Consider the following 14,399-nt stretch of genomic DNA (forward strand, 5'->3'; position numbering starts at 1 on the left):
TATTTATTGATTCAGAATATTACTTAAATGTTTAATACTATTGAAAATTTAATAGGTAACGACGAAAAATCAATTGTGAATATTGATAAACTCGTTAAGTGGAAAAAATCTAAAAAACTCTATAATTTCACAAAACTTCCTGAAACAGCTATACTTACAATGTTTCCTGCAAAAAAGAAATTTTTTCCTTTTTTCTCCAAAAAAAAAATTAGAGGTATAAAAGGTAAAAATTTTTTAATCAACAATAAAATTGTTTTATGTACTGAATGTGGTTATGGAGCTCCTTATATTATCAATTTGTGTGAAGAATTAAAAACTTTAGGAGTGTCTAATTTCATTTTTATTGGGTTGGCGGGAACGATTACTCGCTCACATCAAGAGGGAGAATTATTATATGTAGAAAAAACTTTTTCTGGTGTTGGAGCATCATATTATTATGACAAAAAAGAAGAAATCATGCCAAACCAATCAAATTGGAGTAAAGGAGTTAAGAAAGAAGTTGGTGCCAAGTCAGTTACTTGCTGGAGTACAGATGCCCCCTTTCGAGAAACACTATCTTTAAAAAATTATTATGTGGAAAAAGGAGCTGAAATTGTAGAGATGGAATGTGCTGCTATATATGCATTTGCTAATTATTATCGTCTTAACGCATCTTGTTTTACTATAATCTCAGATCAATTAACAGATGAATGGTATCCTCCTAAAGACTATAATAGTTTAGTAACAAAAGGAAGGGATACAATAGCACGAATTGTGAATTTATTGTAATTAATTTGAAAAGATCAATCAAAATATTGGTAAGTATCATCATTCCTTTTTATAATGCAGAAAACTTTTTAGAAAGAGCTATAATTTCTGCTATTAATCAATCTTATACAAGTATTGAAGTTATTCTAATAAATGATGGATCTAATGATGGGTCAGAAATAATAGCTAAAAAATATAGTGATCAACATCACAATATTAGATTGTTTACTACACAAAACCTTGGACCTGGTAATGCTCGTAACATCGGAATAGAGAATTCGTTAGGTGAGTTTATTATTTTCTTGGATAGTGATGATGCATTAGGTTCTGAATCGGTTAAAATATTAGCAGATGCTATTTGTGAAAATGAATCAGATATAGTTGTTTGTAAGTTCACATTATATGATAAACAACAAATTGGGTTTAAAGACGCTGGATGGAAATTAGATTCGTATAAAACTACAGGAAAAGAAGCTGTTAAGGCAATGTATAGTGGACGTATAGCTTCTGTAGTATGGGCAAAAATATATAGAACAGAAATAATAAATAAAATTTTATTTCCAGTTGGTTTATGGTTTGAAGATCGACCATATCTTATGGAATGTTTTCTAAATACAGATAAAATAAGTTTAGTTAACGATAGTTTATTAAAGATTTATTCTCAGGAAGATTCAATAACAAGAAGGGTAGTCACCAAAAAGAGAATAGAAGATTTGCATCTTATTTATGTGATAGAAATGGAGATGTTAGGAAAATATAATAATGTACATGAACTTTCTGCATATATAATTAATCATCATATAGATGTTTTATTAGACACTTTTTTTCTTATAATTATTGATGAAAAACGAATGAAACATCCTGAAGATCAAAAAAAGTTATATGTAGATTATATTAAAAAATTTATGGATCATTATCCAAAATATCCATATCAAATAAGTATTAAAAGAAAGATCATTTTACTAATTCTTAATGGACTTCGAGTCTTCCCTTGGAGTTGGGTAGTCTTTTTTGGTTGCATATTACTCAAAAAAAAATATAATGGAGTGAAACTTTTAAAAAAAAGCTGAAAAGACAGTGAAATTTATAGATTTATCATATCATGGAAGTTATTATAATTTGTCTTGTGAAGAATATTTAAAGAAAGCAGAATCTAACGTTAAATATGCATCCTATTTAAAAGATAAATACTCAATAATATTTATTTTCCATTCCAATTCTAACAAAAAAATCGAAGAAAAAGGAATCACCTATGATTTTAGAAAAAAAAAGATCAATTCTAAGGTTTTATTGCCACTAAAATTATCCTTGATCATTAAAAAACATAGCCCTGATGTTATATTAGTACATTCTATATTATACATACACTTTGCAGCACTTTTAAGGTTTTTTATGCCTAAGAAAACGGTAATATTAATTCAAAATCATGGAGAATTGCCTCCAGTTTCCTTAGTAAAGAAAAAATTGATACGTTACTGTGATAAATATATAGATGGCTACCTATTTACATCTAAAAGAATGGGATTGCCTTGGATAAATGATAATTTGATTACAGCTTCTAATAAAGTATATGAAGTTATGGAAGGGTCTACTAGCTTTCTTCAAAAAAATAGAACTATTTGTAAAGAAGAATTAGGAGTATCCTTAACTCAACCTGTTTTTATTTGGGTAGGTAGATTAAATGCGAATAAAGACCCAATGTGTGTTTTAGAGGCTTTAAAACAATTTAAAAGTTTTGAGAATAACTTTGAGTTTTATATGTTTTATCATACTACGGAACTTTTGGATATGGTAAAAGCGTTTATAGTAACTAATGATTTACAAGAGAATGTTTTTTTAAAAGGAAACATTAAACATGAAGCATTAGAACAATGGTATAATGCCGCCGATTATTATATTTCAGCATCTCATAAAGAAGGTAGTGGTTATGCGCTGTGTGAAGCAATGGCTTGTGGTTGTGTGCCAATAGTTAGTAATATACCATCCTTTTACTATATGACGAATGAGGGGTATGCAGGACTGCTTTTTGAAAAGGGAAATATTAATGACTTATGCGATAAGCTTCAAGAAACTATTAATTTAAATAAAGAAGAACTTAGAAATAGAGTGACCAATGTTTTTAAGAATAGGTTGTCTTTTGAGGCTATTGCGGATGGAATCTACTCAATTATTCAAAACGTGTTGTCAAAAAACAAATTATAAACAACGCGATTTGTTTGCTTTATATCAACACTAGAAAACCTACTAAATTTTTCATTATTTTTCAATGCTAATTTTAATTGAAATACAATTTCTTCTTGAGTTTCACAATGAAAAAAAGGAGCGTTTATGTCTTTTATAATAGGAATTGTAGATATAACCAGACAGCCCGAATATAATGCCTCGTGAAGTACAGTTCCACCTCCTTCAAAATTGGAAGTGTGTAAAAAAACTTTTGCATTATTCATATAATTTAAAGTTTGTTTGTGAGAAAGTAAACCAGTGAAACTAACGTTATTTTCAAGATTATTTTGATTAATAAAGGCTTTAAATTGGGATTCCATGGGGCCATTTCCTATTAAAACAACTTTAACGTTAGCAGCAGTTTTTCTAAGCTCTAAGACCGCATCCAGAAAGAGTTGATAATTTTTGAGTGGTATCAAAGATCCTGTACCAAGAATATCAATTTTCCGAAGAGAAGTGTTAAGGTCAGGAAAAAAAATTGGATTTACTGCAATAGGGTTCACAGTTTTTGCTGAAATACCAAACTCTTTAAAAAAATAGTCATTTTGAAAATCAGAAATAGCTATCAATTTATTTGGATTAGGACGTAAGTATTTCATGTAAGGGTTTGTTCTTTTTACATCCTGCCCTAACAACCAAGTAAAGTGTTTTTTTGAGTATATAAAAGATAAAATATTACCCAGTAAAGCCGTTTCATTATACCAAAAACTCAATATTCCACCTACTTTCGCCTTTCTGATTTCACGACCAATAATTAGAGTAGATTTAATGACCAAAAAGAGTTTTGAAAAAAAATTACTTTGCCTCCCATTTAAAGGAATAACTTTAATGTTTTTCCAAACGTATGGAACTCCATTTGGAATAAATAAAGAATAAATAATTAGCTCAACATTTTTATGGTTGTTTGAAAATGCTTCAAGGAATTGCTGTATAAAAGGAACCATAAAACTCCCGGATTCTTTACCAGGGAAAGCAGGAACAAGTATGATTAGGCTTTTTTTATTCAAGTAGAATCAATTTTTTGTTTTCCAAAATAAATGTTTCACTATAAAAATGAGAGAGATTGTCATTATGTGATACCGATAATATGGCCATATTATTTTCTTCAGAAATTTCCTTTAGAAACTCAAAAATTCGTAATTCTAGAGGCGAGTTTTGTTGATTTGTAGCTTCATCTAAAATTAAAAGCTTTGGTTTGCTATATAAAGCTCGAACTATTGAAATTCTTTGTTTTTGACCTCCCGAGAAACGCAAACTATCATGTTGAATGTGTGCTAGATATTTCTCAGGTAATTCATTAACAATTTCAGTTAACTCTAATTTTTCGAATAGGAAATTTATATATTCATAATCAATTTCATCTTCCGTTTGTCCCATAGTTATGTTTTCTAACAACGTACCGCTAAGTAGAAAGGGTTGTTGAGGAACATAACTAATAAATTGTAGAAAACTCATGTTATTTAATAAATTACCGTCAACTGTTATTTTTCCTTTTGTTGGTTTCACTAATCCCATCATTACGTACAAAAAGGTTGTCTTTCCGATACCTGAAACCCCAGTTATGCCTAAAAAATCCCCGGGTTTAATTTTAAAGTTTATTGTGTCAAGAATTTGCGTATCAACAGAATAGTCAAATGAAATATTTTTTAAGCTAACTTCTGAGGAAAATTCAGAAATTGGCATTGCTGTTTTTTGAACCTCGACATTATGAATGTCATTGAGCATTTTTATAGTATAAGAATGCGACTTTATATGAGTAATTGCATTTAAGATTTTACTAAGAGAAGGAACTAATTTAAATCCTAGGGCAGCTAATGTAGATATCAATATAATATTTGCATTAGAGGACGAAATAAAACTAAAATAAGTTAATATTCCTAAGCATATTATTAAGGTTATTTCTAGATATTTAGAATAATTGAAACTAGAACTAACTAATAAAGCAGTAACTTTATTTAATTTGATATTGTTTTTGTCAAAGCTATTAACGAAATATTCTTCATTGTTTGAACTTTTAATCTCTAAAAAACCATCCAAAATATTAATCAATTGTGAATTAGCCTTAGTTTGTGATTCATTATATGTTGTATTTATAATATTAAAATCTGATTTTTTTTTGTAATAAATGATTAAACTGAATAATCCAAGGACTAATAATGCAATTAAAGTGAATTTAGGATAAAAATAGAGGAGAAAACCAACAACAATAAATAATACGATAATCTCACAAAATAAAAGAATAATTGAGTGGAGTAATTTACAACAAAAATCTCCTGTTACCTTCATAACAATATTAATAATATTGCCTTTATTTTGTTTTTGATAGAATAAAAAATCTTTATTAATAAATTTTTTTATTGCCCTTACAGAAAGGGTATTTGATAGATTATACAGAAAATTAAAAAACTTTTTATTGAATCTTATATAAATAATATTTTTAATTATGTAAAAAATGATTAAAAATAGTATTACTATTCGAATACTATTATCAGAAATAGAAAGAGAAGTAATCCCTATTTTACTCAAAATTAAATAGAACTTTTCTTTGTCTAGGAGAAGTGTAATAATAGGGATTAGATAAGCAATTGATACAAGATCAAGGATATTTAGTAACAAAGATTTTATGAAAAAAAAGGTCAATGCTTTTTGCTTTTTTTTTGGTACTATATTTAATATTTGCTTTAGCATTGATTGATGGTTTTTTAATTTTTTTTAGCAAAAACTAACCACATAAAAGGGGAATCCTTTTTTCTTAAAAGCTTATTAGTAATTATTTTTTTTGGGCTGTATAAAACTTCAAAACCGATTAAGCTTTCAACTCTATGATGAAAATAATTATTAATCATTTTTGGAACTCCTAAGTTTTTATAATATACTTCAGTTCTTTCTTTTGCTTTCTGTACTTCTGAAGATTTATAAAATGGGCTGTCTAAAATATGAAGTTCTCCATTTAATTTTAGTTTTCTTTTTAAGAGGTTTAAAGTTTTTTCTGAATTTTCAAAATATTGAATACAACTATTTACAGTAATAATATCAAAATCCTGTAAAATATCAGTCTCAGAAGCAAAAATATCGGCATAAATAAATTTTAAGTTTGATTTCTGAAAAACCCTTGCTGCTTGTTCTAGTTCTATATCGTTAATGTCTAAAGCATATATTGTAGTATTTTTAATTAATGATAATTGATTACTAAACCAACCGTTACCACATCCTATATCTAATATTTTTAGAGGTTTGTTTTTAGAAATAAGATAATCAATAATTCTTTTTGTGGATTTTTGGCGTAGTTTCCATTCTAGAAAATAACGATTTGTTTTTGTGATTTTAGGAAGTAGTTTTACCACTTCATCTGTATACACTCGCTCTTCTTTTTTTCGGACATCTATGTAAGTTGTAGAAAACACATTTTGCTTTTTAGTAATATAGTAAACTCCTTTGTTTTTTTTGATATTGGATAACATATATTACTGAAGTTTATAAAATTTCATAGCAAAGGATGCTAATGATGATTTTATTTTTAGTTTTAAAGAGTCGATATTATATCTATTAGTTGAAGTTCTCTTTTTAAAGTAATTTACTTCATTTACAATACGTTTTACAGCATAATCATAATATTTTCTAGAATAGGTTCTTGAAAAATCAATATCTCTATCTGTAGATGTCTCCCAGTGGGGTTGCACTGTTATTTTATCTTCAATTTCGTTGTATAGAGAAGTCCCTTTTATAGGATATGCTACCGTAATTGTGAAATGTGTTGGATTTGCAGCTTTTAAATAACTGATAGTTTGATTAATATCTGTTTCATCTTCACCAGGATAACCTACCATTATAAAAGTACCAGTTTCTATACCAATTGTATTGGTTTTTTGAATAACTTCTTTTACTACATTCACATCTACACGCCGATCCATAGCATCAATAATTTTTTGAGACCCACTTTCTGCACCTATCCAAATTCTAAAACAGCCAGCTTCTTTTAAAAGTTGCAATATTTCATCATTTAATCGTTCAGCCCTTGTTATACACTCAAAAGGAATGACTGCATCTTGTTTTATTACTTCCTCATGAAAGCTTTTTATCCAATTATGACTTACAGAAAACACATCATCTACAAACCAAACAGAATCAGGCTTATAGGTGTCTTTCAGCATTTTTAGTTCCTGTGCTACTTTGTTGGCAGGGCGCCTTCTGTAACTTTGACCATAAACGGCAGTACTGCACCATTTACATGTATACGGGCAGCCACGTTGCGTACTAATAGTCATGGAGCTTTTTCCATGATATGTTTTCCAAGTATCTAAATACTTCTCTACTGGAATTGCTGCCCTATTTGGTAGAGGGAGCTCCGAGAGGTCCTTCATTTTTATTCTTGGAGGTGTCTTTTTTAGTATACTATTTTCTAAATAAGCAATACCTGCTACCTTACTGTAGTCTTCATTTTTTACAATGGCGTTATACAACTCTAAAGTTGTTTGCTCGCCTTCGCCAATGATTAAAAAATTAACTCCAGTATTTAAATAATTTTCACAATTATAAGTAACATCAGGTCCGCCTAAAATAATTTTTGGGAAACCATATTTTTTATCACTACTCAATATTTTAATTAATGTAATTACATTAATTTTAGTCATCAAATTGGTATATATGGCAATTATTTTAGGTTGTTTTTTAGCAATAAAAGCAAGTTGTTTTTCTCTGGAATAAAATGTAGAATCATACACATGATTTTCCACAGCATTTTCATTTAAATATGAAGAAATATATAATAACCCGAGAGGAGCATAGGGTTTCATAATTAATTGCTCCTTCGAATCTTCATAAAGATAATATGCATGAGTTAAAACTATACTCATTTTTTTTCTAATTCAATTAAAAAATGATCCGCGTATTTAGCCCAAAAAGAACCATTTACAATCCTGTCAATACCCTTTAAAATATATAATAAGGGGCTTTTTGCTAAAAAAGAATTTTCAAGATATGAAGGTGGTATAGCTAAACCAATAGGTTTTATTTTTTTTGTTTTATATAATGCCTCAGATAAAGATACAATATCTTTAGGATTGTAATACCAAGTTTTTACATTGGCGCCATCCACATTAACTATTATATTTTCTGACGTATTTCTTCTTTTGGCTTTTTTATAATTTCCTTTTAAAGAAAAATAAAAACGTTCCCAAAGGCATTTTTTTGGCATTATTACAAGAACAAGCTTTCCTTTTGGGTTTAATATTTTGGAGGATTCTTTTATAAAAATGCTTAACTGTTCCTTTGATAAGCAGTTTAAGCCACCAAAATTTGAAAAAACTAAATCAAAATTTATGTCAAACAAACCCAAAGAAAGGGTATTTATATCTTGAATCTTAAATATGACATTCTTTGGATGTTCTTTGGCATTAGCAACGGCTATCATTTCTTCAGAGATATCTGTAGCGATTACATCATGACCCAAACCTCCAAATAATATAGCATCTTCTCCTGTGCCGCAGTTTACTTCTAAAATATTTAGTTTTTTGCTAGACCCTATAATAGGGTTTATGTAGTTATAAACGCGTTGACGCTGTGCTTTTCCTATATTGGAAAAAGTAAATACTTCATCATATTGCTTTGACGCAGAATCAAAATTACTAGGCATTTGTGGACTGCATGTATTTAAGTTGGGTTTTATAAATAATAGCAAAAACAATATAATATCCAGATAATAATATAGTTCTTAAACCCTTTCTTGAAACCTTAAAAGGGTTTTTGATAAATGCTTTAAAAAATTGCCAAGCCTGACTTTTCCTATACTCTTTATGGGTGTATCGGTGTAGTTTTTTATAATATTTGGAGTTGAACGTACCTTTAAATAGCATGGATAAATCATCAGAATCTGTCCAATTTGCTTTAAGTTTTAAATCGTCCTTTACTTTCTCGTAAAACTTAGTACCGGGTAAAGGATAAGAAATGGAGATTCCAATATCATCTGGAACTAGTTCTTTTATCATTTTGATGGTTTTAAAAATATCCTTTTTTGTTTCTTTTAAATAACCAAACTGAATAAAAAATGCTACACGAACATTTTTCTCTTTAAGTAATTGTGTAGCCTTATAGATTTGTTCCACTTTAGTTTCTTTATCCATAGCATCTAAAATAGCTTGAGAACCACTTTCTGCACCAACCCAAACTTCTTCTAATCCACTTTCTGTTAATGCATCAATAGTGTCTTCTTTGAGTAATAAATCTACACGACTTTGCATGTAATATGAAATAGAGATTTTTTCTTTTTTTAGTTCTTTATTAAAATTTTGAACCCAATTTGGTTTTAATCCAAAAATGTCGTCACACATCCAAAAACGATGCACTCCATATGTTTCAGTCAGGTGTTTGATGTGTTTTGTAATATATTCTGGAGAATGTGAGTTGTACCTATTGCCATAAATTGGTTTGGCGCACCAATTACATTTAAATGGACAACCACGAGTGGTTGCAATGTTTAAAGTGAATTTTTTTCCGCTTCTGGACCAAACTTCTTTATATAGATTTATGTCAATTAAATCCCAAGCAGGTAATGGGAGTTCATCTAAATCTCTCAAGACATTGCGCTTAGGGTTTTTTAATATTTCACTATCTTTTTTAAAAATAAGCCCTTTTATTTGTGATGTGTCTTCATTGTTTTCCAACGCATCAACAAGTTCTTTTAATGTAATTTCTCCTTCCCCTTGAATTACATAATCTGCACCAGCTGCCAAGTATTTTTCATAATGGTCCGTAGAGTCCGAGCTACAAACTATAATATTACAATTTTGATTTTTAGCTATTTTAATCACTTCAAATGCAGCTTCACGCATAGTGGTTAAACACATTTTTGTTAAATAATTAAAGCCATCGTCATAAAGAACAAAGGTTTTGGGTTGTTGCTTTTTTAAATAAGGTTTTATGGTTTTTGGATCATCTAGTAGATTTGTATCGAAAATACTAACAGAATATCCACTTTCTCTCAAAAAAGAAGCAGCATACATTGTTCCTAATGGTGGATAAGGTGTTTGATTCTTCCACTGCTTAGCGTCAAATTTGTAATAATATGAATGAGAAAATACAATGTCAATCATAAAAAAATGTATTTATTTCTAAATTACCGTTGGCTTTAATATCTTTTTGGTAAAGCTCAAATAAAGCTAATATTCTGCTCTCGTAAGAAAAGCGATGCCCTTTAAAAATGCCCTTGTTTATCTCTAATTCATTAGAATGTAATGATTGAATTTGTTCGGCTCTACCTGAACCTAATTTTTTTAGGTATTTAGTGCGCATCCAATCACCAAGCTTTAAAAAAGGCTTAGTTTGTAAAAGGCTTTCTGCACTTTTCTTTAAAATGGATTTTTTGATTACATCTGTTTTTTGTTCAGGGAAATGTATATTAGGCAAATATTGTAATACCCAATCGTTGTTAGTATTTATAAATTTTTCATATAAGTCATAATTTACTACTGGAATTAATGTAGCAATTTCAATCGCAGTATATATGTTTTGTTTTTTTATGTAGAGGTTATCCCAGTCTAAAAGAAAATTGACACAAAAACTATTGCGGGCAAACAGCCGTCTAAATGTTCCCATTAAAAACTTTGAAATAACAATGTTTCCAGGTTTGGTAATTACGAAAAAGTCAATATCTGTAGTTTCATCCATATAATTTTTAGATAAAGTTCCAGAAATCATAATTGATTGAACAAAAGGAAAATATTTCATAATATTTGCCATTTTCCTAGCCTTTTTCATCTTTTTTTTGGCTTCAATATTCCCTTTAAGTCTTCTTTCTACCCAAGCATAATTGTTTTTGATGTTATAAATTTCATCGAATTTATAAATAATGCCATTATCTAGAAGCTGTTCAAGCTCATCATCTAATTGACTTTTAGATTTGATTTTTGAGAATTTAAAAACCTCTTCTTTAGTAATTGGATATTTAAAAATAGAAAAATATAATATGGTTTTTAGGGCGTTCAAAGACTATTTTTTTTTTGTGAAAAAATTATTTCTTTTTAAGGTTAAAACTAAAAGATACATCAATATTACTTGCTATTTTACTTCGCACTACTTTAGGAATATCTATATCAAACTCTGAAGCACTAGCAGTAAAACTTCCAGATATTATTATGATATCATCATTTATAGCTATTTCAACAGTTGTATTGTCAAGCTGTTTTGTTTTTCCATGAAAAGTTAATTGTCCATTAATTATAAATTTTTGCTTTTCCTTATTTAATTTATCTAATGAAAAATTCGATATTTTCCCTCTAAAAGTTGCTTTAGGATAGGTGTCAGATTCAGCATAATTTTCATTGAAGTGCTCTTCCATAAGAGCATTTTTAAAACGAAACCCTTTTACCAAAGCTAATGCCGCAAGCTCTCCATTATCAGTATTTATTATAGCAGTAACAACATTATGTGAAGCTCTAACTTCTTCAAAAGATGGTACAGAAGCTTCAAAATTTACAGTTCCTGTTTTAGTAAAATATTTAGTTTGAGCGGTAATGCTAAAACTAATTAAAAACAATAAGTATATTATATTTTTCATAAGTAATGATTTTTTTATGATAAGATCAATTGAAGCTAACTTATAGTTGTATTAGCAATCATTGTTCCAATAAGCCATCAGTTTGCCATTTAATAACTTGATCAATAAGGTTTTGAGGCAATCTTGGACCACCAGCAGGCATAGCGCCAGACTCACCCGCTTGTTTTGAAATTCGACCAATTAACCCATTAATTTGAACTGCATTTTTTACTTCATTGTATGTTGTTAACGAAATAGGAGCTCCATTTGTAGGAGGGTTACTATGGCAAGATATGCAATTGTTATCCATTATTGATTTTACATCATTATAAGTAACCAATGTTGGTAAAGGCTGAGCATCAATTAAATCATCAGTGCTAGTGCTTGTACATGCTAAAAGAACAAATGATAAAAAGACAGATATTGTTAATATTTTTTTCATAGTTGTTGGGTTAAAAAACTCTACTTAAGTTAAATCCAAAATATATATCACCATCGCTCCAATCTCCTGTGCCTTGACCTAAAAACGTATTGGTGTTCATGCCCTGGGCATTGGTGAAATGCATTTGAAATACATGTCCACCAGTTTCTAAATCTAAGCCTATAGATAAAGGGTTTTTAAATGGAGAATTATCATCTCTATTTAAATGCCAACCATAATCCATGTTTAGAGACCATCGCTTACCTAACTTATAACGACCACCAAAACCTAAAGCAAATTGAGAATTATCTTGTTCGCTAATTTTTACTTGGTTTTGATCGTAAAATGATGACGTTAGGTTGTCATGAAAAAAAGTTGGAGCTAATTCTACTGAAAAGTCAGTACTTATTTTTCTTGATATTAGTAATTGAGCTGTATATCCTAAACGATGCTTAAACTCTAATAATGGTAAGTTGTCTTTTTCTAAAGCAGTGTTTATTAAAAATGAATTATGCCCGACGACGGTAAAAGGGAAACCATTTTCAACTTGCCTTAATAGTCTATATTTTGCTGAAAATTCATAAATTTTCTGGAAAGAACTTCTAGATACACCAATATTAAAACCGTCTGAAACTCCATATACAAAGTTTAATCGTGTTACAGCATCATCTAAACCAAAGAAACTGTCAAAACCATTTTCTATGCTACCAAATCTATGAGCAACTATAAAGGTTAATTCTTTTTTTGCTACAAGTTTTGTTGATTCGAAATTTACAATTTTTAAACCTTTAAATGCTGCAGTTGCATATTGTGGGCCTGTAGGTTCAGAATCTATTTCGTCTAATAAATCATTTTGAGAAAAGATTAGAGTAGGGATACAAATAAAAAATAATATTAGGTTTTTCATTAATAAAAATTTTTTTAAATTATTTTATAAAAGTGCACTGATCTAGTTTAACTTGCTCTAACAAATCGTCATATCCAATGCAACGGCCTTTTATTTTAACTGCCGAATTTACTTTTATAGACTGATTTACAGAGGTGTTAAATTGGCAAAAAACTATATCGTTTAAAGTTAAATCATTTTTATTAACTTCAGTTATAGTGCCCGAAATTTCAATTGTTTGATTAAGATATTTTTTTTCAGATTTAAGGACATCAAGCTTAAATTCATCACTAATAGTTTGCGATGTTAAAGCAAATTCAGCTTTTTCTGTTTCAATATTTCTATGATCTTGATATATATATTGATACCCAATAATGGCAGACAAAGCCAAAAATATCAATAAAATTAACCAGTTGCGCTTACTTTTTTTACTTGCCATTTTAAGTTGAGGTTAATGTTAATTATAGTCGAAGTTATATATTTTTAATTACATTATTTACTAGACGATCACATTTTTCAAATCCAAACTCAAATACATTTGGTTTTTGCGATAATTTATAAAGGTTTTCTTTTAGCATTTGCTTAGCGCGATGCGTTCTAACTTTTACATTGTTTATTGAAATACCAACACAATCACTGATATCTTTAATTTTCATGTTTTCAACCTCGCTTAATATATAAACAACTTTATATTTTTCAGGAAGTTGATCAATAACTTTTTCTAAAACCCATTTAGCTTCTCTTTGAATAATATTGTGCTCTGGATTCATATTTTTTGACTCTTCTATAAATAATTTATTACTACTCGTGTTTGGGTGAATAAAAAGTTTATTTTGTTTAGACCTTAGTACATGTATTGCTTCGTTTATTCCTATTCTAATCAGCCAGGTTGAGAATTCCGATTTCTTATTAAATTGATAAAGCTTCTCATAGGCCTTTATATAGGTGTTCTGCATAATATCTTTAATGAGATCTTCATCCTTTATATAGGACCGAATTACTCTGTAAAGTTTTTGATTATTCCTCCGCATTAAAATTTCATAAAGTCCTTTTTCTCCAACTAAGACTTTTTTAATAACATCAAAATCATGAATCTTTTTGTCTTTATAGTCGCTTATTTTTATGGCTTTCATGTCTGTTATTTCCCTTTTGATGTGAAAATGAATAAATAGTTACAAAATTTTGTAACTATTTTAAGATTTAAGTATCAAAGGCACATATTAACTTAAATAACGAAATTATGAATGAAATAACATTACTAAAGTACACCTTTGGTTTAGTGCCTATAGTGGCAGGATTAGATAAATTTACAAATATTTTGGTAGATTGGAGTCAATATCTAGGGTCTGGATTTCAAGAGTTATTACCCTTTGATGCGCCAACTTTTATGATTATTGTTGGAATTATCGAAATAGTAGCAGGGGTGCTTGTTTTTTTTAAAACCAAGATTGGGGCTTTTATTGTATCTGGGTGGCTAACGTTAATAGCTTTAACACTTATTTTAAGTGGGAATTATTTAGATGTAGCGGTAAGAGATTTAGTTATGGCAATTGCAGCTTATGTTTTGGCTAAACTATCCAGTTAACGTTTCA

General features: G+C 29.0%; 16 protein-coding genes. 4 read left to right on the top strand and 12 right to left on the bottom strand.

All coding sequences use genetic code 11. From position 1 onward, the window contains the following. Nucleotides 1–27: 27 nt before the first annotated feature. Genes M3P09_RS05400 through M3P09_RS17420 form a run of 3 tightly spaced genes read left to right on the top strand, consistent with a single transcriptional unit; the run spans nt 28 to nt 2,949 of the window. Nucleotides 28–768, top strand: coding sequence for a phosphorylase family protein (locus tag M3P09_RS05400; protein WP_249972316.1), 741 nt, complete (start codon nt 28–30; stop codon nt 766–768). 5 nt (nt 769–773) lie between these two features. Next, nucleotides 774–1,817 (top strand): glycosyltransferase family 2 protein, encoded by a 1,044-nt coding sequence (locus M3P09_RS05405; protein WP_249972317.1) that lies wholly within the window; start codon nt 774–776, stop codon nt 1,815–1,817. A gap of 7 nt (nt 1,818–1,824) precedes the next feature. Further along, a complete protein-coding gene (locus M3P09_RS17420) occupies nt 1,825–2,949 on the top strand; it encodes a glycosyltransferase family 4 protein (RefSeq protein WP_249972318.1) in 1,125 nt (374 codons plus the stop codon). Here M3P09_RS17420 and M3P09_RS05415 read toward each other — a convergent pair. From M3P09_RS05415 to M3P09_RS05470, 12 genes are read right to left on the bottom strand one after another with little or no spacing between them, the layout of a single operon-like run. Next, a complete protein-coding gene (locus M3P09_RS05415; protein ID WP_249972319.1) occupies nt 2,919–3,977 on the bottom strand; it encodes a glycosyltransferase in 1,059 nt (352 codons plus the stop codon). The two genes, M3P09_RS17420 and M3P09_RS05415, sit on opposite strands and share 31 nt — an antisense overlap. Continuing rightward, complete coding sequence (locus M3P09_RS05420) at nt 3,970–5,658, bottom strand: ATP-binding cassette domain-containing protein (RefSeq protein WP_249972320.1); 1,689 nt, start codon at nt 5,656–5,658, stop codon at nt 3,970–3,972. Before M3P09_RS05420 ends, M3P09_RS05415 begins: the two co-directional genes overlap by 8 nt. A gap of 14 nt (nt 5,659–5,672) precedes the next feature. Next, the gene (locus M3P09_RS05425) at nt 5,673–6,431 is read right to left on the bottom strand and encodes a class I SAM-dependent methyltransferase (protein WP_249972321.1); all 759 of its coding nucleotides are present in this window, start codon (nt 6,429–6,431) and stop codon (nt 5,673–5,675) included. A gap of 3 nt (nt 6,432–6,434) precedes the next feature. Beyond that, a complete protein-coding gene (locus M3P09_RS05430; protein ID WP_249972322.1) occupies nt 6,435–7,823 on the bottom strand; it encodes a B12-binding domain-containing radical SAM protein in 1,389 nt (462 codons plus the stop codon). Further along, nucleotides 7,820–8,602, bottom strand: a complete 783-nt coding sequence (locus M3P09_RS05435) for a class I SAM-dependent methyltransferase (RefSeq protein WP_249972323.1) — start codon at nt 8,600–8,602, stop codon at nt 7,820–7,822. The genes M3P09_RS05430 and M3P09_RS05435 overlap by 4 nt, the downstream gene beginning before the upstream one ends. After that, nucleotides 8,595–10,058 (bottom strand): B12-binding domain-containing radical SAM protein, encoded by a 1,464-nt coding sequence (locus tag M3P09_RS05440; protein ID WP_099564230.1) that lies wholly within the window; start codon nt 10,056–10,058, stop codon nt 8,595–8,597. The genes M3P09_RS05435 and M3P09_RS05440 overlap by 8 nt, the downstream gene beginning before the upstream one ends. Then, nucleotides 10,051–10,950, bottom strand: a complete 900-nt coding sequence (locus M3P09_RS05445; protein WP_249972324.1) for a hypothetical protein — start codon at nt 10,948–10,950, stop codon at nt 10,051–10,053. Before M3P09_RS05445 ends, M3P09_RS05440 begins: the two co-directional genes overlap by 8 nt. 25 nt (nt 10,951–10,975) lie before the next feature. Further along, nucleotides 10,976–11,521, bottom strand: a complete 546-nt coding sequence (locus tag M3P09_RS05450; RefSeq protein ID WP_099564228.1) for a YceI family protein — start codon at nt 11,519–11,521, stop codon at nt 10,976–10,978. A gap of 58 nt (nt 11,522–11,579) precedes the next feature. Beyond that, nucleotides 11,580–11,942 carry a c-type cytochrome gene (locus M3P09_RS05455; RefSeq protein ID WP_099564227.1) on the bottom strand — a complete coding sequence of 121 codons (363 nt, stop codon included), beginning with the start codon at nt 11,940–11,942 and terminating at the stop codon, nt 11,580–11,582. 10 nt (nt 11,943–11,952) lie between these two features. After that, a complete protein-coding gene (locus M3P09_RS05460; RefSeq protein ID WP_099564226.1) occupies nt 11,953–12,828 on the bottom strand; it encodes a DUF5777 family beta-barrel protein in 876 nt (291 codons plus the stop codon). Between the two features lie 19 nt (nt 12,829–12,847). Then, the gene (locus M3P09_RS05465) at nt 12,848–13,246 is read right to left on the bottom strand and encodes an OB-fold protein (protein ID WP_099564225.1); all 399 of its coding nucleotides are present in this window, start codon (nt 13,244–13,246) and stop codon (nt 12,848–12,850) included. A gap of 34 nt (nt 13,247–13,280) precedes the next feature. Next, nucleotides 13,281–13,940 (bottom strand): sigma-70 family RNA polymerase sigma factor, encoded by a 660-nt coding sequence (locus tag M3P09_RS05470; RefSeq protein ID WP_249972325.1) that lies wholly within the window; start codon nt 13,938–13,940, stop codon nt 13,281–13,283. A 107-nt stretch (nt 13,941–14,047) separates the two neighbouring features. On the opposite strand from M3P09_RS05470, the gene M3P09_RS05475 reads away from it, so the two are divergent. Beyond that, the gene (locus M3P09_RS05475) at nt 14,048–14,392 is read left to right on the top strand and encodes a hypothetical protein (RefSeq protein WP_249972326.1); all 345 of its coding nucleotides are present in this window, start codon (nt 14,048–14,050) and stop codon (nt 14,390–14,392) included. Nucleotides 14,393–14,399 lie beyond the last annotated feature (7 nt).

Origin of the sequence: Jejuia spongiicola (assembly GCF_023502325.1) — a bacterium.
GTDB lineage: Bacteria > Bacteroidota > Bacteroidia > Flavobacteriales > Flavobacteriaceae > Wocania_A > Wocania_A spongiicola.

What these genes read in the sequence shown, in the direction of transcription:
- M3P09_RS05475 (WP_249972326.1), top strand. Translation starts at nt 14,048, where the DNA reads ATGAATGAAATAACATTACTAAAGTACACCTTTGGTTTAGTGCCTATA.
- M3P09_RS05435 (WP_249972323.1), bottom strand. Translation starts at nt 8,602, where the DNA reads ATGCCTAGTAATTTTGATTCTGCGTCAAAGCAATATGATGAAGTATTT.
- M3P09_RS05460 (WP_099564226.1), bottom strand. Translation starts at nt 12,828, where the DNA reads ATGAAAAACCTAATATTATTTTTTATTTGTATCCCTACTCTAATCTTT.
- M3P09_RS05465 (WP_099564225.1), bottom strand. Translation starts at nt 13,246, where the DNA reads ATGGCAAGTAAAAAAAGTAAGCGCAACTGGTTAATTTTATTGATATTT.
- M3P09_RS05470 (WP_249972325.1), bottom strand. Translation starts at nt 13,940, where the DNA reads ATGAAAGCCATAAAAATAAGCGACTATAAAGACAAAAAGATTCATGAT.
- M3P09_RS05455 (WP_099564227.1), bottom strand. Translation starts at nt 11,942, where the DNA reads ATGAAAAAAATATTAACAATATCTGTCTTTTTATCATTTGTTCTTTTA.
- M3P09_RS05440 (WP_099564230.1), bottom strand. Translation starts at nt 10,058, where the DNA reads ATGATTGACATTGTATTTTCTCATTCATATTATTACAAATTTGACGCT.
- M3P09_RS05400 (WP_249972316.1), top strand. Translation starts at nt 28, where the DNA reads ATGTTTAATACTATTGAAAATTTAATAGGTAACGACGAAAAATCAATT.
- M3P09_RS05420 (WP_249972320.1), bottom strand. Translation starts at nt 5,658, where the DNA reads ATGCTAAAGCAAATATTAAATATAGTACCAAAAAAAAAGCAAAAAGCA.
- M3P09_RS05425 (WP_249972321.1), bottom strand. Translation starts at nt 6,431, where the DNA reads ATGTTATCCAATATCAAAAAAAACAAAGGAGTTTACTATATTACTAAA.
- M3P09_RS05450 (WP_099564228.1), bottom strand. Translation starts at nt 11,521, where the DNA reads ATGAAAAATATAATATACTTATTGTTTTTAATTAGTTTTAGCATTACC.
- M3P09_RS05430 (WP_249972322.1), bottom strand. Translation starts at nt 7,823, where the DNA reads ATGAGTATAGTTTTAACTCATGCATATTATCTTTATGAAGATTCGAAG.